This window comes from Pseudomonas sp. PNPG3 (genome assembly GCF_023093815.1).
Classification (GTDB): Bacteria; Pseudomonadota; Gammaproteobacteria; order Pseudomonadales; family Pseudomonadaceae; genus Aquipseudomonas; species Aquipseudomonas asiatica.
In genome coordinates this window covers 34860-54036 of record NZ_JALLKV010000004.1, presented here as the reverse complement: position 1 = coordinate 54036, position 19177 = coordinate 34860, and the positions used below count along the sequence as shown (strand labels likewise).

At 58.5% G+C, this 19177-nt stretch carries 12 protein-coding genes and 2 pseudogenes; 4 read left to right on the top strand and 10 right to left on the bottom strand.

The annotated features are described in order from the left end of the window. Nucleotides 1-137: 137 nt before the first annotated feature. From MJ643_RS04670 to MJ643_RS04640, 7 genes are all read right to left on the bottom strand, one after another. Nucleotides 138-809 (bottom strand): IS3 family transposase, encoded by a 672-nt coding sequence (locus MJ643_RS04670; RefSeq protein WP_247726640.1) that lies wholly within the window; start codon nucleotides 807-809, stop codon nucleotides 138-140. Beyond that, nucleotides 806-1279 carry a transposase gene (locus MJ643_RS04665; protein WP_247726639.1) on the bottom strand — a complete coding sequence of 158 codons (474 nt, stop codon included), beginning with the start codon at nucleotides 1277-1279 and terminating at the stop codon, nucleotides 806-808. Before MJ643_RS04665 ends, MJ643_RS04670 begins: the two co-directional genes overlap by 4 nt. A 54-nt stretch (nucleotides 1280-1333) precedes the next feature. Further along, the gene (locus MJ643_RS04660) at nucleotides 1334-3172 is read right to left on the bottom strand and encodes an extracellular solute-binding protein (RefSeq protein ID WP_247726638.1); all 1839 of its coding nucleotides are present in this window, start codon (nucleotides 3170-3172) and stop codon (nucleotides 1334-1336) included. Between the two features lie 11 nt (nucleotides 3173-3183). Then, entirely contained in the window at nucleotides 3184-4764 is a 1581-nt protein-coding gene (locus MJ643_RS04655; RefSeq protein WP_247726637.1) for a dipeptide ABC transporter ATP-binding protein, read from the bottom strand. Beyond that, nucleotides 4761-5903, bottom strand: coding sequence for an ABC transporter permease (locus tag MJ643_RS04650; RefSeq protein WP_247726636.1), 1143 nt, complete (start codon nucleotides 5901-5903; stop codon nucleotides 4761-4763). Before MJ643_RS04650 ends, MJ643_RS04655 begins: the two co-directional genes overlap by 4 nt. Beyond that, nucleotides 5903-6964 carry an ABC transporter permease subunit gene (locus MJ643_RS04645; protein ID WP_247726635.1) on the bottom strand — a complete coding sequence of 354 codons (1062 nt, stop codon included), beginning with the start codon at nucleotides 6962-6964 and terminating at the stop codon, nucleotides 5903-5905. The genes MJ643_RS04650 and MJ643_RS04645 overlap by 1 nt, the downstream gene beginning before the upstream one ends. A 527-nt stretch (nucleotides 6965-7491) precedes the next feature. Further along, nucleotides 7492-8922, bottom strand: a complete 1431-nt coding sequence (locus MJ643_RS04640) for an IS1182 family transposase (RefSeq protein WP_247726634.1) — start codon at nucleotides 8920-8922, stop codon at nucleotides 7492-7494. A 412-nt stretch (nucleotides 8923-9334) separates the two neighbouring features. Between MJ643_RS04640 and MJ643_RS04635 the strand changes: the two genes are divergently transcribed. The 3 genes from MJ643_RS04635 to MJ643_RS04625 are packed head-to-tail and all read left to right on the top strand — an operon-like array spanning nucleotide 9335 to nucleotide 14596. Next, nucleotides 9335-12916, top strand: coding sequence for a hypothetical protein (locus tag MJ643_RS04635; protein ID WP_247726633.1), 3582 nt, complete (start codon nucleotides 9335-9337; stop codon nucleotides 12914-12916). Further along, nucleotides 12897-13376, top strand: coding sequence for a response regulator (locus tag MJ643_RS04630; protein ID WP_247726632.1), 480 nt, complete (start codon nucleotides 12897-12899; stop codon nucleotides 13374-13376). The genes MJ643_RS04635 and MJ643_RS04630 overlap by 20 nt, the downstream gene beginning before the upstream one ends. Then, complete coding sequence (locus tag MJ643_RS04625; protein ID WP_247726631.1) at nucleotides 13373-14596, top strand: hypothetical protein; 1224 nt, start codon at nucleotides 13373-13375, stop codon at nucleotides 14594-14596. Before MJ643_RS04630 ends, MJ643_RS04625 begins: the two co-directional genes overlap by 4 nt. A gap of 630 nt (nucleotides 14597-15226) precedes the next feature. On the opposite strand, the pseudogene MJ643_RS04620 reads toward MJ643_RS04625, so the two are convergent. Beyond that, nucleotides 15227-15472, bottom strand: a pseudogene (locus MJ643_RS04620) (transposase domain-containing protein); the annotation flags it as partial. A 550-nt stretch (nucleotides 15473-16022) separates the two neighbouring features. On the opposite strand from MJ643_RS04620, the gene ltrA reads away from it, so the two are divergent. Continuing rightward, complete coding sequence (ltrA, locus tag MJ643_RS04615; protein ID WP_247726630.1) at nucleotides 16023-17309, top strand: group II intron reverse transcriptase/maturase; 1287 nt, start codon at nucleotides 16023-16025, stop codon at nucleotides 17307-17309. 161 nt (nucleotides 17310-17470) lie between these two features. Here the strand turns inward: ltrA and MJ643_RS04610 are convergent. Beyond that, nucleotides 17471-18730, bottom strand: a pseudogene (locus tag MJ643_RS04610) (IS66 family transposase); the annotation flags it as partial. Between the two features lie 19 nt (nucleotides 18731-18749). Continuing rightward, nucleotides 18750-19106, bottom strand: a complete 357-nt coding sequence (tnpB, locus tag MJ643_RS04605; protein WP_247726629.1) for an IS66 family insertion sequence element accessory protein TnpB — start codon at nucleotides 19104-19106, stop codon at nucleotides 18750-18752. Nucleotides 19107-19177: the final 71 nt, after the last annotated feature.

The window sequence follows — 19177 nt, the reverse complement described above, 5'->3', positions numbered from 1 at the left end:
CGCAGGACAGGACACTCAGGGTGCAGCACAAGGCTCCTATCAGGTCACTGACGGCAGGCCTAGCAATGCCAGGAAACGTCAGCAGCCAATCGACAGGTCAACGCAAAGGCAATCCAGCAAGCCAATCCCAGCACGGGTCAGATTGGGCTGACGTTCAGGAGGATAGTGAACTGAGTGTCCCAGCAATTTCCGCGGCGGCTCATACTTTGGATGATCTGCTGCCTCCGCAGATAGGCTATGAAACGCTCGCTGCCGTACTGGCAGCCCTGGTCAGAGTGAAACATCAGGCCGACACCCGGACGCCGCATCGAAACAGCCAGCTCCAGGGCACGGATTACCAGCTCTGTATCAGCCTGCGCTGAAAATGCCCAGCCGACGATGCGGCGTGCATAGAGATCAACCACGATGGCCAGATAAAGCCAGCCACGAGCGGTACGCAAGTAGGTGATGTCTCCAGCCCAGACCCGATTCGGGGCGTCGGGTTGAAACTGACGATTGAGATGATTGGGCGCCGCAATCGCTGGCTTGGTGTACCGACGGTAGTGCTGATAACGCCGCCGCGCCACCGTCAGCCCCGCCTGGCGCATCAGTGTGCGCACCCGTTGTCGCCCTACGGCATGCCCCAGCTGTTGCAGGGCCGCCGTAACCCGCCGCGTGCCATAGCTGCGCCGGCTCTCCTCATGCAAACGCACGACAACCGGCAGTAATGGGCTGGCCACCACTGCTGGCCGTTTCCTGGCGGCATAGTAACTGCTGCGCGCCACCCCGAGCAGCCGACACAAGTGCGTCACACTCGTCGCCTTCTTCAATCGGTCGATCGCTTGCCAGCACGCAGCATTTCCCGAACGAAGAAGGCGGTAGATTTTTTTAGCGTGTCACGCTCCTCCTCCACCTCGGTCAGAGCGCGCTTCGCCTGCGCCAACTGAGTCTCCAGCTCCTTGATTCGCTGTGCCTCACTGGCTGGCTCACCCCCTCCATGCTCAGCCCGCCACTGTGATACCCAGCGGCGCAGAGCGGTCGGTCCGATACCCAGCGTCTGTGCTGCCTGCGGCACCGAAAAGCCCTGCGACACCACCAATTGCACCGCTTCCCGTTTGATCGCGTCCGATATTTTTCTATGGCCCATACGAATCACCTCGATAGTTGCGCTAGTTAACCCGCTCCTATCTCGGTGTCCAAGTTTCCGGACCACTACAAGCTCGCTCCTACAGAAAAACGTCGTGGAGAACGGCGCCGTGGTGATGGCAGGTTGCGGTGGGGCCAAAACGATCGCGGTCATGGACCGCTCCCACAGGAGCGCCTTTTAGGAGCGGTCCATGACCGCGAAGCTTTTTCAGCGTTCAGCCTGCGCCAGCCCTGCCGGCGCCGCCGTGCCATCCCACCAACTGCTGATGGTCCACTCGTAGGCGCCGTAGTACAGCGGCAGGGTTTCCGGCGCCTGCAGGCGTTTGTTGTAGATGAAGTAGTGCTTGGTCAGGTAGCGCCAGGGGATCACGTAGTGGTTGTGGATCAGCACGCGGTCGAGGGCGTGGGCGGCGGTTTCCAGGTCGGCCTGGCTGTCGGCGTCGAGCAGGCGCTTGATCAGCGCGTCGACCACCGGCGACTGCACGCCGATGATGTTTTCCGAGCCGCGGCGGTTGGCGTCCTGGCTGTTGAAGCTGCGCCACAGCTCGTCGCCGGGCATGCGCGCCTCGCGCAGGGCGATGGTCGAGTAGTCGTAGTCGAAACCGCTCATCTGCTTGTAGGCGGTGGCGGCGTCGGTGAGTTTGATCTGCACCACCACGCCGAGCTTGCGCAGGTTGCGGTACACCGGGTCGAGGTACGGGCTCTGCGCGCGGGTGCCGGCCACTTCCAGCACGAACGGCTCGCCCTGGGCGTTGCGCAGCACGCCGTCGCGGTTGTGCCAGCCGGCCTCGGCGAACAGCTCCAGGGCGCGGGTGAGGTTGGCGCGCAGGCTGGACGGCGCGCTAGTGCTCGGCTGCCGGTACATCGGCCCGAACACCGCCGGCGGCAGCTGGTCGCGGAACGGTTCGAGCAACTCCAGCTCCGCGGCGCTGGGCAGGCCGCGGGCGGCCAGCGGGCTGTTGGCGAAGTAACTGTCGACGCGCTCGAACTCGCTGTCGAAGATCTTGCGGTTGATCCACTCGAAATCCAGCGCGTAGTTCAGCGCCTCGCGAACCCGCACGTCCTGGAAGCGCGGCTTGCGCAGGTTGACCACCCAGCCGTTCATGGCCGGCGGGTTGTGGTGGGGGACGGTGCGCTTGACCAGCTCGCCATTGTCGAAGCGCTTGCCGATGTACTGGCAGCACCAGTAGCGCATCTGGTTCTCGGCGATGAAGTCGTAGTCGCCGGCGCGCAGCGCGGCGACCTGGGTGTCGCGGTCCTTGTATAGCTTGTATTCGACGCGCTCGAAGTTGTAGCTGCCGCGCCGCACCGGCACGTCGCTGGCCCAGTAGTCCGGGTTGCGCCGGTAGACGATGCCGCGCCCGCTGGTGGCGCGTTCGATCTGGTAGGGGCCGCTGGCGATCGGCGCCTCGAAGCGCAACTGGTCGAACGGCACGCGGCTGCCGTCGGCCTGCAGGCCCCACTTGGCGGAGAACACCGGCAGGCTGCCGGCGATGAACGACAGGTCGCGGCCGGTGCGGCGGAAGTCGAAGCGCACGCGCTGCGCGTCGAGCACGCTGACCGCGGCGATCTCCGCGAAGTAGGCCTTGAAGCGCGGGCTGGCCTGGCCGCCGGTGAGGGTTTGGTAGGAATACAGCACGTCGGCGGCGGTCACCGGGTCACCGTTGGAGAAGCGCGCCCTGGGGTTGATATGAAAAACCACCGAGCCGAAGTCGGCGGCGACCTGGATGTCGTCGGCGAGCAGGCCGTACTGGGTGTTGATCTCGTCCAGGCCGTTGATGGTCAGGGTCTCGAACACCAGCTCGAGCAGCCCCGGCGCCGGGATGCCGCGCAGGCTGTAAGGGTTGTACTTGTCGAAGCTGCTGTTCTTGCTGACCAGCGACATGCTCAGGCTGCCGCCCTTCGGCGCGTCCGGGTTGACGTAGGCGAAGTGCTGGAAGTCCGCCGGGTACTTCGGTGCGCCGAACTGCGCCACGGCGTGCGCGGCGTGGGTCGCCGGCGCGGCGCCGAGGGCGATGGCGAGCAGCAAGAAACGGAGCTTAAGCATACGGACGCGTCTCACAGGGAGGCCTGAACCAGGCGCTGGGTGTAGGGGTGCTGTGGCGCGCGGATCACCTCGGCGGTGTCGCCGGACTCGACGATCTCGCCGTCCTTGAGCACGTACAGGCGGTGGGCGAGGGCGTTGACCACCGCCAGGTCGTGGCTGATCAGCACGTAGCTCAGGCCGTACTTGCGCTGCAGGCCGACCAGCAGTTCGAGCACCTGCTTCTGGATCGACACGTCGAGCGCCGAGGTCGGCTCGTCGAGCACCACCACCTGGGGCCGCAGGATTAGCGCGCGGGCGATGGCGATGCGCTGGCGCTGGCCGCCGGAGAATTCGTGCGGGTAGCGCGATAGCGCGGCGAGCGGCAGGCCGACTTCCTGCAGCACCGCGTGCAGGCGGCGCTGGCGCTCGTCGGCGTCGAGCCCCGGGTGGTGCAGGGCGAGGCCCTCGCCGACGATCTGCTCGATGGTCTGGCGCGGCGACAGCGAGCCGAACGGGTCCTGGAACACCACCTGCAGCCAGGCACGCAGCGCGCGGCGTTGCTGGCGCGAGTGGGCGGCGTGCGGCAACCCGGCGTAGTCCAGCGCGCCGCTGTGCACCGGGATCAGGCCGAGGATCGCCTGGGCCAGGGTCGACTTGCCGGAACCGGACTCGCCGACCACGCCGATGGTCTCGCCGGCGTGCAACTGCACCTCGGCGCCGGCCAGGGCGACGAAGCGTTCGTGGCCGAACCAGCCGCGCCAGCCGGCGCGCTTCTTTGGGTATTCGACGCGCAGCTGACGGGTCTGCAGGAGCAGCGGCGCGCCTTCGTTGACCGCGTCGATATCGCGCTGCGGCAGGCTGTCGAGCAGCTTGCGCGTGTAGGGGTGGCGCGGGCTGGCGAACAGCCGCTCGGTCGCCGCGGTCTCGACCAGTTGGCCCTGCTCCATCACCGCCACGCGCTGGGCGAATTTGCGCACCAGGTTGAGGTCGTGGGTGATCAGCAGGATCGCCATGCCGAACTCCTCCTGCAGATCGAGCAGCAGCTGCACGATGCGCGCGCGGATGGTCATGTCCAGCGCGGTGGTCGGCTCGTCGGCGATCAGCAGCTTGGGCCGGCAGGCCAGCGCCATGGCGATCACCGCGCGCTGCAGCTGCCCGCCGGAGAGCTGGTGCGGGTAGCTGTCGACGCGCCGCTCCGGCTCGCGGATCCCGGTGCGTTCGAGCAGGGCGATGGTCTTGGCGCGCGCCGCGCGGGCGTTCAGGCCCTCGTGTTGCTGCAGGGTCTCGATGATCTGCTCGCCGATGCTGAACAGCGGGTTGAGCGCCGACATCGGCTCCTGAAAGACCATCGCCACCTCGCCGCCGCGCACCTGGCGAATGCGTGCCGGGGTGGCGCCGAGCAGTTCCTCACCCTGCAGGCGGATGCTGCCGTGCACCCGCGCCTGCGGCAGCAGGCCGAGGATCGCCAGTGCGCTGACCGTCTTGCCTGAGCCGGATTCGCCGACCAGGGCGAGCCGCTCGCCGGGCTGGATGTGCAGGTCGAGGCCGTCGACCACGCGGCGCGCGCCGATGTCGATGGAGAGGTTTTCCAGGCTCAGCACCGCATCGCTCATGGCGCGCGCTCCAGGTCGGGTTGGTCGGCGATGCGGGTGTCCAGCGCGTTGCGCAGCGCCTCGCCCATGAAGGTCAGCAGCAACAGGGTGAGCACCAGCACGCCGAACGCCGACACCGCGATCCACCAGGCGTCGAGGTTCTCTTTGCCCTGCAGCAGCAACTGGCCGAGGCTCGGCGCGGGGGCCTGTACGCCGAGGCCGAGGAAGTCCAGGCTGGCCAGCGCCATGATCGCCGCGCTCATGCGAAACGGCAGGAAGGTGATCACCGGGGTCAGGCTGTTGGGCAGGATGTGCCGCCAGATGATCTGCGCATGCGACAGGCCCATCGCCCGCGCCGCCTTGACGTACTCCAGCTGACGGTTGCGCAGGAACTCGGCGCGCACGAAGTCGGACAGGTAGATCCAGCCGAACAACGAGAGCAGCACGAAGAGCAGCAGCAGGCTCGGCTCGAACACCGAGGCGAAGATGATCAGCAGGTACAGCTCGGGCATCGAGCCCCAGATCTCGATCAAGCGCTGGCCGATCAGGTCAACCTTGCCGGCGAAGTATCCCTGCAGCGCACCGATGGCCACGCCGAGCAGGGTGCCGACCAGGGTCAGCGCCAGGCCGAAGGTCACCGAGGTGCGGAAGCCGTAGAGCAGGCGGGCGACGATGTCGTAGCCGGCGATGTCGGTGCCCAGCCAGTTCTCCGCGCTGGGCGGCCCGGGGTTGTGGGCGGCGCTGGAGAAGTAGCTGAGCGTGTCGTAGTAGTAGGGGTTGAGGGCGTACAGCGCGAAGTTGCCGGGCTGCGCCAGCTGCGCGCGGATGAACGGGTCGTTGTAGTCGGCGTCGATCGGCAACTGGCCGCCGAACAGCGACTCGGGGTAGTCGTGCAGCAGCGGCAGGAACCACTGCTGCTGGTAGTACACCAGCAGTGGGCGGTCGTTGCTGAGCAGCTCGCCGGCCAGGCTCAGCGCATACAGGCCGAGGAACAACAGCAGGCTCCAGTAGCCCAGGCGGTTGCGGCGGAAGCGCAGCCACAGGCGCCGGCCGGGCGACAGCGAGGCGGCGGCCACGGCCGGGCGCGCAGTACGCCAGCCGCTGAGGCGTTGCCAGAGGCCCGGCGCGGCGGCCGGCAGGGGATTGGCAGGTAGGTTCATCAGGCGGTCCGGGCGTCGAATTTGATGCGGGGGTCGACCAGCACGTAGGCGATGTCGCCGATCAGCTTGGTGATCAGGCCGATCAGGGTCAGCAGGTAGAGGCTGCCGAGCACCACCGGGTAGTCGCGGCTGTTGATCGATTCGTAGGAGAGCAGGCCGAGGCCATCCAGCGAGAACAGCGTCTCGATCAGCAGGCTGCCGGTGAAGAAGGCGGCGATGAACGCCCCCGGAAAACCGGTGACCAGCGGCAGCAGGGCGTTGCGCAGCACGTGCTTCCACAGCACGCGGCGCTCGGAGAGGCCCTTGGCGCGCGCGGTGAGCACGTACTGGCGGCGGATTTCCTCGAGGAAAGTGTTCTTGGTCAGCAGCGTCTTCAGGGCGAAGGTGCTGACCACCGAGGCGGTGACCGGCAGCGCGATGTGCCACAGGTAGTCGCCGAGTTTGGCCAGCGGGTTCAGCTCGTCCCAGTTGTCCGAGGTCAGCCCGCGCAGTGGGAACACATCCCAGAACGAGCCGCCGCCGAACAGCACCAGCAACAGCACGCCGAGCACGAAGCCGGGCACCGCGTAGCCGGTGAGGATCAGCAGGCTGGTGAGGAAGTCGAAACGGCTGCCGGCGCGCACTGCCTTGGCCACGCCGAGCGGCACCGAGATCAGGTAGGTGAGCAGGAAGGTCCACACGCCGAGCGACACCGAGACACCGAGCTTGGCCTGGATAAGCGCCCACACGCTGTCGTTGCGCACGTAGCTCTCGCCGAGGTCGAAGCGCAGGTAGCTGGCGAGCATGTGCAGGTAGCGGTCGAGCAGTGGACGGTCGAAGCCGAACTGCTCGCTCATCTGCTCGATCTGCTGCGCGTCGATGCCGGCGCGGCCACTGTAGCTCCAGCCGCCACTGATCGCACCGCCGTCGACGCCGCTGCGCGCGCTTTCCGAATCGAGCCGGCTGAGGCTGCTTTCCACCGGCCCGCCGGGCACGAACTGGGTGACCAGAAAGGTCAGCGTCAGCACGCCGAGCAGGGTGGGAATCATCGCCAGCAGGCGTTTGCAGAAGTAGAGCCACATGAACGAGCGTTCTCCGGGCGACCGTGGAAGTCCGGAAATTGCACCGATCGTGCCACTTGTCAGAAGGCCAGGAAGGGCGGGGCTTGGCAGTGGTTCAGGGAGTTGTAGGCAGGCGGATATGTTGCTCAGTCAGCAGTTGGGCAGCAGTTCTGCTGATGGGGAAGCGCGTCCACTTGGGGTGCGTGCGATAGGGGAGGCGGTGTAGTGCTTAGGCCTCAAGGTCGGGGTGCATGAGTAGGCCACCAACGGCGTGAGACGGGGGCGCGGCTCGCGGTGACTCCAACGAGCACGCCTCGCAGCTCGACGACAGGGCGTCCGCCGGATCATTTTTTGGCCGAAGGCTTCGGCGGCTTTCGGTCCAGACCGTGTAAAAACGCAGCGGGTGATGGATAGCGGGATTTGGATAGTTTTAGCGGCGCCTAGAGGCCCATGGGCACCTGGCGAGTCGAACCGAGTCATTCAACTGGATTGGGGAAGTGTGGCTCCGTGATGCTGTGCGACGAGCTCAGTGGGTCGCCAATGCGGTTTCAGGCCTTCATCGCTGCCATCAGCGTACTGTTCCCCAGCAGATTCAGCACCCGTTTGAAGTTGTAGGCGAGCACATGCAGGCTCATTTCCGTGCTTACCCGCTCAAGCGTTCGGGTGAGGAAATGGGTGGCGCCCATCCAGGCCTTCAGTGTGCCAAACGGATGCTCCACCGTCTGGCGGCGGATGCGCATCATCTCCGGCGCCTGATCCAGGCGGTGCTGCATCGCCTCGAGCACCGACTCATGTTCCCAGCGGCTCACGCGGCGCTCTGAGCTGGGTGTGCAGCGCTCCTTCAACGCACAGCCCTGGCAATTCGAACTCCAGTAACGGTGCAGCTTCAGCCCTTTCTCGACGCTTGCGTACCGCCAGATCAGGCGTTGCCCTGCCGGGCAGCGGTACTCGCTCTTGGCTGCGTCATAGATGAAATCACCTTTGCCAAAGCGACCCGCTGCTGTCGCTCCCGAAGTCAGCGTCTTGGGCACGAAAACAGTGATGCCAGCTTCCTGGCACGCGAGGATTTCTTCGCCCTTGAAATACCCTCTGTCTGCGACCGCCGAGAGTTCCTCGACGCCCATGGCTTCGCGCGCCTGCTTGGCCATTGAGCTCAGTTGGTCTCGATCGACTCCGTCGTTCGTGACCTCGTGGGTCACGATCAGGTGGTGCTTCGCATCGACGGCGGCCTGTACGTTGTAGCCGACCATTCCGCTGCCACGCGTCTTCATTGAGCGGGCATCGGGATCGGTCAGGGAGATCTGTTTATCCAGTGTTTCGTTGAGCTGCACCTCGATTTCCTTGAGCTCCCGCATCTTGGTCTTCAAGGTCGCGATCTTGTCGTGGAGGCGTTCGGCTTTGACCCGCGCAACGGTAGGTTCCTGACGGTCGGCGCTATCGAGCGCCGTCAGGTAACGATTGATGCTGGACTCGATCTCCGCCATTCGCCGCTGCAGCTTGGCGCTGGTGAAGTTGCGGTCGCGATTGTTGACCGCCTTGAACTTGCTGCCATCGATGGCCACCAGGGCGTCGGCGAACAAACCGATTTGCTGGCACAGCACCACGAACTGCCGGCAGACGCTCCGAATCGCCGGGCCGTTGTCCTTGCGGAAGTTGGCGATGGTTTTAAAGTCCGGCATCAGACGTCCGGTCAGCCACATCAACTCGACGTTGCGCTGTGCTTCGCGCTCGAGGCGTCGGCTGGACTGGATGCGGTTGAGGTAGCCGTAGATGTGGATCTTCAGCAGGACGGCGGGATGGTAAGCGGGTCGACCGGTTTCTGCAGGGACGACCCCGTCAAAACCCAGCCGGCCGAGGTCGAGTTCATCGACGAACACATCGACCACCCGCACCGGGTTGGTGTCCGCGACGTAGTCATCCAGGCTCTCGGGCAGCAGCGTGCTTTGGCCTCGACACTCGCCCTGGATGAAACGCTTCATGGCCCGCCCCCGCTATGAAATCCGTCGGCAGCATAGCAAGGGCACGGTCCACGTTTTTACACGGCCTGGGCCAATAACGGACCTTCGCCCAGAGTCCGTTCCACAGCCAGAAACGATGAGATGAACTCCTCCTCATTTCAGCATCTTGAGTGTCTGACTAAAGGAATAGCAACCTGCCGCAGGCTCTCCGTTGTTGTACCCAAGGTTTCAAGCAGACCTAATCAGCGCACTAAACTCTGCCTTACCACGATGGCAAAAGGCCTTCGCATACAGGCTATTCTGGGGATAAACTGGATGCATACGACGTTTTTTGACATGGCCGAAGATGCGGATTTTCCTTCCCGCTAAGAGTTGGCTTCTCAGAACCTGAAAGAATTGTCAGTAGCACCTCAAAACTGCTCGGAATGGAATCATGGCGAAGCGGGATTCAAAAAAAATCAAGTCAAAACCGGTAAACCAAGCCAAAGCGAAGCTTCGAGGCGTGATAGCTGCTGCTCGTAACACAACAACCTACAGCATGAAAGGTTCTTACAGTTACGACATTGCTCAGCGCAAAACTTATTTCTCGCAATCGCTGAATGTTAACTTGCTCTTAGCCAGGCAAGAGCTTCCATTTAGTGATTACAATGAATTCTTAGAATGGGCCGACACTCAGCAAGATTATTTGCTGCCAAAGTCATTCAAGGAAGTCAAGCCGACGCTATCCAGCTTGAGTTTTGTTCGAGAAACCAAGGAGATTTCTCTTATCTCCGAAGCGTTCTGGTTGTCGCATAGGATTTATAGAGAGCGCGAGACAATTGAAGAATTTCTAAAGCTCAGGCGGAAAATTGAAGATAATTTTTGGTGCGGAAATTTGCAGGCTATCTATACGCTATTTAGTGAAATCTCTGAAAAGTTAGGCCAGTCAGTGTGGCTGGTAGAGGCAAGGCTGTCTGTAGAGCAGGCCTTCAAAGGGCTGGAAAGCCAGAAAAGGATTCTTGAAGGAATTCGAAAAGAAGCTGGGCGCGGATTTATTCGTTTTTTGTCTCACCGGATAAGTATGCGCAACGAAATGGCTGTGACAACACAGCGCTTTGCTTCGAACCTTAACTCTTACATAGCTTCAAGGCCAAACTTGAAGCCGGAGACAGCTAAGTACCTGAAATTTAAGCTTTGCCACGAGATCCCCACCACAGAGCCTGAAATTTGTTCAATTATCAGATTTCAACAGAATCACTCTATTATTGATTGCTATGAGGGGCTAATCAATATTGCTCAAGAGCTTGTGGGGATCGAGGGAAAACAAGATATTTTCAGGGTGCTCTTCAGCGCTTTAATTAGAGCTGGCGTGGGTGACGAGCGCATTTCGAAACTTGAGTTGGCATACGGTAGGCGCGAAGCTGGACCTCATGATATCTGCAATATAAAACCTGCTGGCTTGTTGCTGAGGGGGAAAGTTAAAGAAGCAAGCAGAGAGGCGCTGAAAACCTTCCGCTCTAGTATCCCCAAGGACATTTTCCAATTGTTCATCGCTGCGGAGGCTCACTCGTTTAGCGGTGAGAATATCAACTTCAAGCGAGTGAAAGAGTGTAGACCTGATCATGATTACACGCGCCGACTGGCGAACGTGATTGCGAAGAACTCTGAATCTGCTCGTTCTTATGATTTTTTAGAAAAAACTCTTCGAAACTTTCATGTTTTCCCATCATGCAAAGCCTTTCTCGACATTGTGCGACGAGAACACAATCCGATTTCCTTTAAGAACGAAAAGGCGAATCTTTATTTCTTTCTGAATAATCCGAAATTTTCGCCGCTGGATGTGCCTCCAGGCTCACATATCGAAAAGCTTCTATACGAAAGCGCCTCGGATCTGAATGCCGCAGTAAAAAGTTTCGTAGATATCCGCAGGTCAGATGACGCTAAAACCTGTGCGCTCCCCTTAACAGCTATTACAATAGCGCGGGCTTCAGGAGCTTTTCAGCGCGGAAATAACAAATTATTAATTGACACACTGGGCGAGCAGAAGGGGCGGGAAGGATTTCAAGATATCGAGCCTAGATTCAAATCTGTCGAGGCAGATGCTCTTATATCTCTTGGCGAGATTCGGAGCGCAATCAGGATATTTGGAGATGTAATTTCTACCGGCAGAAGCTATGTTGACCTCCTTCCATTCACTGCCTTAGTAAATAAAGATACTCGGTGGGCTGATTTGCGCCAGTATTCAGATGAAATATCAGTCCCCATACTTTTGCATCAGATATATAAGTCCAGTCCTAGCAATAGTCTAGCCACGCTTCGCCGGACGGCGGTCGACTCTTTTCTCCGAAACAATGATCTCGACAAACCTTCTAGCCTATCTGATCACATTGACCGCTTCGGTAAGGCCAATGTCATCTATTTTATGAGGAATTTGTGTGCACCATCGATTTTGGATATGTGCAAATGCCTCGAAGGCACCAAGGCTGTAGATGAAGAACGTTTACAGATACTAGGTGCGCTCTTATATCTAGATCCTGAAAACTCTGACATGTATGAGTCTGAAATTCTCACACTCTCAAGCAGCCTTCGAATCAGAGAGGGACTGAAAGTCGTTGATGGCAGCAGAATACACGTAGACCTGGAGGGGATTTCGAGATGGGCCCATGCTGAGCTTCAGGAGAGCCTGTCCCGATACAAGAGCCTAGTTGAGGCAGGCGTTGGTATTGCTGAAGACTTAGATGATGTTATTAAAGACTTCATGGTGCAATCTAGCGCCAAGGCATATCTTGATACCCCCAAAAGCGAAGCTGACGATATAGTTGTTTCCATGCTCTGGGAGCTTCGAGAGAGGTTCCTCTTTGATAAACCACATGGACTGAACAGCTATCTTAGTAAGCGTGTACGCCATAATTCAATTGCTGGATATCTAAGAGGGGCGCTCGATAAGGACTCCTTGATCACACAGATTTCCGGAGGCGATTATCGAGAGAACTTTCATTGGCAGACAGTCCTGAAGGATCGTGGACATTCTCCACAAGATGTCAAAGCAACTCTAACGTTGCTTAAAGACTTCGGCGCAAAATTCGATGCATTAACATCGCATCTTAAAGACTCCGCTCTCCACATCAAGCGTCCCGAGTATCCGAATGGGTTGATTGATCTACCTCTCGCTCCAGCGTTAGTGTATGTGGCGCGCTCCGCACTGCAATCGTCGAACTACGACCTCGGGTCATGGCTTGAGGTCAGCATCGCAATGTTCTGGCTTAGGCTTGAGCCGTCGCTTTTCCGCGTGAGGGAGGTTCTTTCAAAAGAGTACAAGGCTAAGGCTGTGGCTCTTTTCGACAATCTTCGTGCGGATCTAGTTAAAACTCTTGGCCGAGATAATCAATGCCATGATCTAAGCAACGCAATAAATGACGCATCTATAGAGCTTCAGAATCTGATAGACAGAGCAGCCGACTGGTTCAATAAGCGTCAAGGTGAGCTAAGCAAGTATGCCTATTCGCTCACCGAGGTTATTGATATCTCCATTCAGTCAGCCTTAACTAGGCATAGAAGCTGCAGGATCGAGATAGATAAAGAAGTTATACAAACAATGGAGCTGCGAGCAGATGCTTTAGTAGTTGTCGCCGACATTTTGCTTGTCGTAATAGGCAATATCTCCGATCACTCTGGTTGCAGGGAAAATGCAAGCCTAAGGGTCTTTTCGCGCATGGACGAAGAGCGAAATCTTATTAACTTTAGATTCGAGAGTTCGGTCGCACCTGAAGCCTATAACGACAAGAGCCTAGAGCTCATCGAGGCAGCGCGAGCAGATATAACGTCAGGCGCTTACATAGATAAAATGGCTTTAGATCGACGTAGTGGACTATTCAAGGTCGCATCTATAGTTAAACCTGAGGCTGGTGGCAGAATTGATTTCGGATTTCAGACACCAACATGCTTTTTCCTTGATGTTGACTTAGCTCTGACTGTAGAAAGCGTTAACTTTAGCCCATATTCATCGGAGCTGAGTGATGAGATTGTTACTTGTTGAGGATGAAGGGCCTAAAGGCGAAAAAATCTCCTCTTGCCTTATAGATAGCTTTCCAGGAATTGATATAGACCTTGCTAGGTCAGTTCGTTCGGCGCTAAAGAGACTTGATCAGGTTTCATATGACTTGGTCGTGCTGGATATGTCGCTTCCTACTTTCGACATCAGCGAAGATGAACATGGGGGGCGCCCGCAGGGTTTTGGTGGCGTGGAGGTCATGCGCGACATGGTTAACTACGAAATAATCACCCCTGTAATTGTGGTTACTGCCTATGAATACTTCTCAGCGGATAGTGATGAAGATCTTTCCCATGGAAAAGAATCAACACTGATTGAGTTGAGAAATGAACTAGACGAAGAGTTTCCAGGTATTTTCATTGAGCTAATAAAGTACGACACATTCACTGATGAGTGGCAGGCGCAGCTAGTTGACAGTATCAACGCTATTGAGGGGTTGCTTTGAATATATTGATCATTGATGATAATCGCGCGAAAATTGTACCCCTGATCAAAGGAATGATCGCGCTAGATATTCCCAGGCATAACATTCATACTGCGGAGTCAGCATCAGATGCTCGCTTAAAGCTTCGCGCGGAATCATATGATTTAGTAGTTCTGGATCTATGCCTTCCGGAAGTAATGGAAGAAGATCCCTCGCTGGATGTGGTCAAGCAGCTTCTCGAAGACCTGCATGATGCCGAGCAAGAACTGCGCAAGCCTAAGCTGATTGTAGGATTTTCAGCCTATGAGGCTTATATTTTGGAAATCCAAAACCTGCAGACTTGCGGCTCTATGGTTTTCCACCGTTATGATGAAAAGTCCGATGACTGGCTGAAAGGCATCTTGAACTGCGTTCAGTACATGCTAAATCTAGAAGCTGGCAAAGGAATCGACACAGAACCTGTTGACCTGTGCATTATCACAGCGCTTTACAATCCGGAATACACTGCGATACTCGATCTGCCTTGGAACTGGGGGGGGTGGGAGCTGCTTGACCAGAACACCTCAATTAGGCGGGGCAGTTTTACATCGGGAAAAAAAACCTACTCTGTAGTGGCTGCTCACAGCTTAAGAATGGGTATGGTTGCAGCCACTATATTGGCAACTAAACTGATTGCCCTGTGCAAGCCTCGATTCCTTGTTATGCCTGGCATCTGTGCGGGCGTACCCGGAAAGACCAACTATGGCGACATTCTTCTTGCGAACCCGAGCTGGGATTATCAGTGCGGTAAGCGCTTATCGAATGATGAAGGCTCGCAGTTTTACATCGCGCCTCATCAAATTCATGTTAGCGAGTCAATTGAGTCCCGCGTTTTGCAAATCTCAAGGACGCCAGGTCTCTTAGCTAAAATCAAGGACGAATGGCGAGGAGAGAAGCCTGTTACAGAGCTTCGCCTTCACTCAGGACCAGTTGGTTGCGGCTCTGCAGTGCTGGCAGACTATACTATTGTAGAGGACATTATCGAAAACCAGCAGCGAACTTTGCTCGGTATCGAAATGGAAATCTACGGTATCTACAGTGCCGCCAACAGTGCACCAGAACCCAAACCAATTTTCTTCGCAGTAAAATCTGTATGCGACCATGCAGATAATCAAAAAAATGATACCTATCAAAAATACTCTGCTTTCACAAGCGCAAGAATAGTTCAAGAATTCTTTGAAAGGTACACTTTCGAGTTCTGACACAGACATGCAATCTTACTAGATTGCTGCAGGTACTCCTAGATTCAGCAATCTAATACATCCATTGGATGTCTAATGCGGCTTCACGACTGATCGAATAATTTACTCGTCAAGTCGGGCTGGGCAGTGAATGCGCCAGCCTCTCGAGTTAGAATCGAGACTCCGAGGGAGTCCTCTGCATTTTTTAGTATCTTGCGATTTTTTTCACGGCAACCGTTGACGGAACTCGACCTTTCTGCGGGTTCAGAAGCCTGACTTTCCATCCAGCCGTTCTTGTCGTCTAGCAGATCAACATGGCGTGGATTGAGCGCCTGATCTGCATGCACTACTTGCGTAACTTTTACTTAGCAGGAACACCTCTCAATGAAAATGAGCCGTTGCCAATCCTGATGGGGGGGCCCCTGCACGGACAGCCCGCGCTATTGAGCGCTTCACTCGCAGTCGGTTAGTCGAGATATAGGCATGCTAAAAGCCTGGCCTCGGGGGGCGCCCGTAATGGGGCGATTTCAGCCGGTTTCGACAGGCAGCTATTGGCCGAAAGCAGAAGTTGCTCAACACCCAATCCTTGCTCAGTTTCAATGCAATGAGTGCGATCCATGAAGCCCACCTATCACATGATGGGGCAACAGGTTACCGTGGCATCTCTGGCGAGCAGTTCCACGGCAGTAGGGCTTCGTAGTCGGCCACCGACGATGCATACGGCAGGCGCTCAAGTACGTGGCGCAGCCACGTATAGGGCTCCTGGCCGTTGACCTTGGCGGTCTCGACCAGGCTGTAGATCTGCGCACTGGCCGTGGCGCCCTTGGGTGTGTCACTGAATAACCAGGCCTTGCGCCCGATGACAAACGGCTTGATCGCACGCTCTGCCGGGTTGTTGTGTGTGCCTTGTAAGGCGCGATCGATCCGTCGGTGAAAGTCCGACCCGGCCAACTCGCGCTCCGGCCGGAAGCACAAGGAGCGGACCTGGAGGTAACGAAGGGGCTGAAGCACTTCTTGAAAAGGCTTCGATAGGAAGCCAGCGGGCCATGCGGGCCGCAACGTGAGTGAACACTGAGCAGGCCTCGAAATGCCGTCGTGGATGCCGACTCGCCATAATAACGAGGAAGGCCGTCGGCGGTACCCAAGCGAGCGTGATGGGCGGGTATCGCATCCACCGGGGTAGTGGTGGCAGCACGCATGGTGAATGGTTGATCGTGCAACAAGGGAAGTCCACGGCGGCGCCGGACTGGCAATCGGGCAACGACAGCCTCGTGAGTGGCAGAGTCGACCACTGTGGATGGCGGATGGGGGTGTAGTAGTGATGAGACCGAGTAATGCCGGCGGAGCGAAGGCCCCCTGTTGCGATACCAATACGCAAAGCGGGAAGAGCCCGGGGATTGGCCTCAGCCTATCAACCCCGCGAGATTCGGTTCGGACCCTGCAGAGCGTGTTACAGGCGAAAGCCAAGAGCGAAACAGCCACCAGGTTCTACAGCCTGTGGGACAAGGTGTACCGGATAGACGTCCTGTTGGAAGCCTATCGGCGGTGCCGCAGTAATCGCGGTGCTGCCGGGGTGGACGGGATGACCTTCAAGGACATCGAGGCCCAGGGGCTGGCGCCCTGGCTGCAAAGATTGAGGCAGGAGCTACGCACTGGGCAGTATCGGTGCGCGCCCCTGTTGCGTGTATGGATTCCCAAGGCGAACGGCGGGCAGCGCCCGCTGGGCATTCCCACCATTCGTGATCGGGTGGTACAGATGGCCACGCTGCTGGTGCTGGGGCCGATCTTCGATCAGGACCTGTTTCCCTGGCAGTACGGTTTTCGGGAAGGCATGGACGCCAAGATGGCGCTACGGCGCATCCACTTTGGCATCGCTCAGCGGGGTGCCAGGGAAGTCGTGGATGCAGACCTGTCCGACTACTTCAACACCATTCCCCACGGCCGCCTGATGCGCTGTGTTGCGCGTCGTGTCGCGGATGGAACGGTACTGGCGGTGATTCGCCAATGGCTTGCGGCCCCGGTGATCGAACGTATACGAAAGGGTGGAGAAATCCGCACGACTGTGGCGCGCGACACGCGTCGAGGCACGCCTCAGGGGGGCGTTATCTCCCCCTTGCTGGCCAACCTGTATTTCCGACGCTTCATGCTGGCCTGGTATCAGGGCGGGCATGCAAGGCGGCTGCAAGCCGAAGTGGTCAATTATGCCGATGACTTTGTAATCCTGTGCCAACCCGGTACGGGGGAGCAGGCCATGGCCATGATGCGGCGCCTGATGGGCAAGCTGGGCCTGACGGTCAACGAAGAAAAGACCCGCAGGGTTCACTTGCCGGAAGGACGCTTCGACTTTCTGGGCTACACCGTAGGGCAGTTCTACGGCCGAGAGGGCCGGTCCTACTGGGGCACACGGCCCTCAAAGAAGTCGATCAAACGCTTGAAGGAACGCATACATGCCGAGACAACATCGCGCTGGAACGGTTTGCCGATTTCGACGCGGATCGAGGAACTTAATCCTGTGATCCGTGGCTGGGCAAACTACTTCGACCAGGGGCCGGTGCAACGGGTCTACCGGGACATCGACAACTATACGGCGCGGCGAGTCAGGATCTGGTTGCGACGGCGCAGTGGCAAGCGGGGAACGGGATACCGCCAGTATTCCGACCAGTACCTATACGGAAAACTGGGACTGATACGCCTGGTGCCATCTGCACGCGACCGCTCGAATGCGAAGGTCTGATGTGTTGCAAGAGAGCCGGATGCGGGAAATCCGCACGTCCGGTTCGATGAGGGGGATGTGGAAACGGAGTCAGGGTTTGGACAGTAAGGCACCGTCAATCGAAAGAGACGGCCAACGGATATGCCGGACCTACCACCACCGCGCCACATCTCTACTCTACCGAGGGGCAGATGCCCGCCTTCGACATAGCGCACGAGTCTGCTCCAGTTGCTGGCCAGGTAGTGCACCGCTTTGCCCAGCGCGTTCTGCGCGGTGACTTGCGGCTGAGTCTTGTCCAGCCAGGCCTTGAGCTGTTCCAGGATCGGCAGGCTGCGCTGCTGTCGCACGGCATGGCGTTCCAGGTCACCACTGTCCTGATGATTGCGCTCGATGCCGTAGAGCTTGTTGATCAGGTTCAAGGCCATATCGGCGCGTCCGACCTTGCCCTTGGGCTGCACTTTCTGCGCGTCGACGAACTTGCGGCGGGCATGCGCCCAGCAGGCCAGGCGCTCGATCCCCTCTTGCGCGGCCACGGCGTTGTAGCCGGCATAGTCATCGGTCATCAGGTAGCCGCGATAGCCGACGAGCAGGTGCAACGGTACTTCCTGCGCACGGCTGGTGCTGTAGTCGAAAAGGACGACAGGTTTCTCCGGTGGGCCGCCGCTTTGCACCCACATCCAGGACTGCGCCGTGGGATCTCGCCCGGGTTCATGCAATACCTGCAGTCGGGTTTCGTCGCAGTGCAACACCGGGTAGCCCAGCAACTGGTCGCGCATGAGATTGAGCAGGGGCTGCAACTGTTCGCCGGACTGGATCACCCAGCGCGCCAGGGTCTGGCGGGGGATGTCGATACCGTGGCGGCTGAGCATCTTTTCGAAACGATACAGCGGGATGCCATCGGTGTACTTGGTGGTCAGCAGCATGGCCAACACGCTGGGACTGGCCAGGCTTTTCTCGATCAGTTGCGCCGGTTTGTCGGCCGTGATCGGGGCAGACTCACAGGCCTTGCAGGCGTAGGTCTTGCGGATGTGGCGGATCACCCGTACCTGCATCGGAATGATCTCCAACTGCTCGCTGGCTTCCTCGCCGATCACCTGCTTGCAGGCACCGCAGGCGCAGGTGCGCTCGTGCTCGGGCAGTTCGTGGATGACTTCCACGCGCGGCAGATTGGCCGGCAGCGGCTTGCGTTTGCCGCGACGCTTGACGGAGGCAACGACTTCTTCGGCGTCAGCTTCGCTCTCGTCAAGCGCTGCCGGTTGTTCGATCAGCTCTTCTGCCTCGTTGAACATGGCCAACTGCGGCGAGTCGGCATCCTCGGCGCTGCGCTCGGACTTGGGCGAAAACAGCTTGTGGCGCAGCAGGGCGTTCTCTTCCTGCAACTGCAGGACAAGAGCCTTGAGAAGAATCGGGTCGTCGGGAAGAGCGTCAGCGCCAAGTTTCATGGGGCCGGATTATACCGGCTCAGGCCACGAAGCGCGGGCTCAGCACCTTGTGTGGCTGGTTGCCCCAGAGGTCGAAACCTGCCAGCAACTGATTCAGTTCCCGCACCGTCAACACGATGGGCTCCTCGGCATCGGGCTTGGTCTTGAAGCGCTCGGCCTGCAGGCGTTTGAACCACAGGCAGAAGCCATTGCGTTCCCAGTACAGAATCTTCACCCGGTTGCGGGTCTTGTTGAGGAAAACGAACAACACCGGGTCGAACACCGCCACCTTGATATCCAGCTCCACCAGGGCCGCCAGACCATCAATGGATTTCCGGAAGTCGACGGGCTTCGGATAGAGGTAAACGGCTTTGACCTTGGCGTCCGGACGCATCATGGCGGGGCTCCACTGGGAAAACGGGAGCCCAGCATCCGCAAGTGAGTGCATTAGATGAAGGTGGGGTTCGT

Bases quoted from the DNA above. Each gene is read 5' to 3' on its own strand.
- MJ643_RS04665 (WP_247726639.1), bottom strand. From the start codon at position 1,279: ATGACCGCGATCGTTTTGGCCCCACCGCAACCTGCCATCACCACGGCG.
- MJ643_RS04660 (WP_247726638.1), bottom strand. From the start codon at position 3,172: ATGCTTAAGCTCCGTTTCTTGCTGCTCGCCATCGCCCTCGGCGCCGCG.
- MJ643_RS04655 (WP_247726637.1), bottom strand. From the start codon at position 4,764: ATGAGCGATGCGGTGCTGAGCCTGGAAAACCTCTCCATCGACATCGGC.
- MJ643_RS04650 (WP_247726636.1), bottom strand. From the start codon at position 5,903: ATGAACCTACCTGCCAATCCCCTGCCGGCCGCCGCGCCGGGCCTCTGG.
- MJ643_RS04645 (WP_247726635.1), bottom strand. From the start codon at position 6,964: ATGTGGCTCTACTTCTGCAAACGCCTGCTGGCGATGATTCCCACCCTG.
- MJ643_RS04640 (WP_247726634.1), bottom strand. From the start codon at position 8,922: ATGAAGCGTTTCATCCAGGGCGAGTGTCGAGGCCAAAGCACGCTGCTG.
- MJ643_RS04635 (WP_247726633.1), top strand. From the start codon at position 9,335: ATGGCGAAGCGGGATTCAAAAAAAATCAAGTCAAAACCGGTAAACCAA.
- MJ643_RS04630 (WP_247726632.1), top strand. From the start codon at position 12,897: ATGAGATTGTTACTTGTTGAGGATGAAGGGCCTAAAGGCGAAAAAATC.
- tnpB (WP_247726629.1), bottom strand. From the start codon at position 19,106: ATGATGCGTCCGGACGCCAAGGTCAAAGCCGTTTACCTCTATCCGAAG.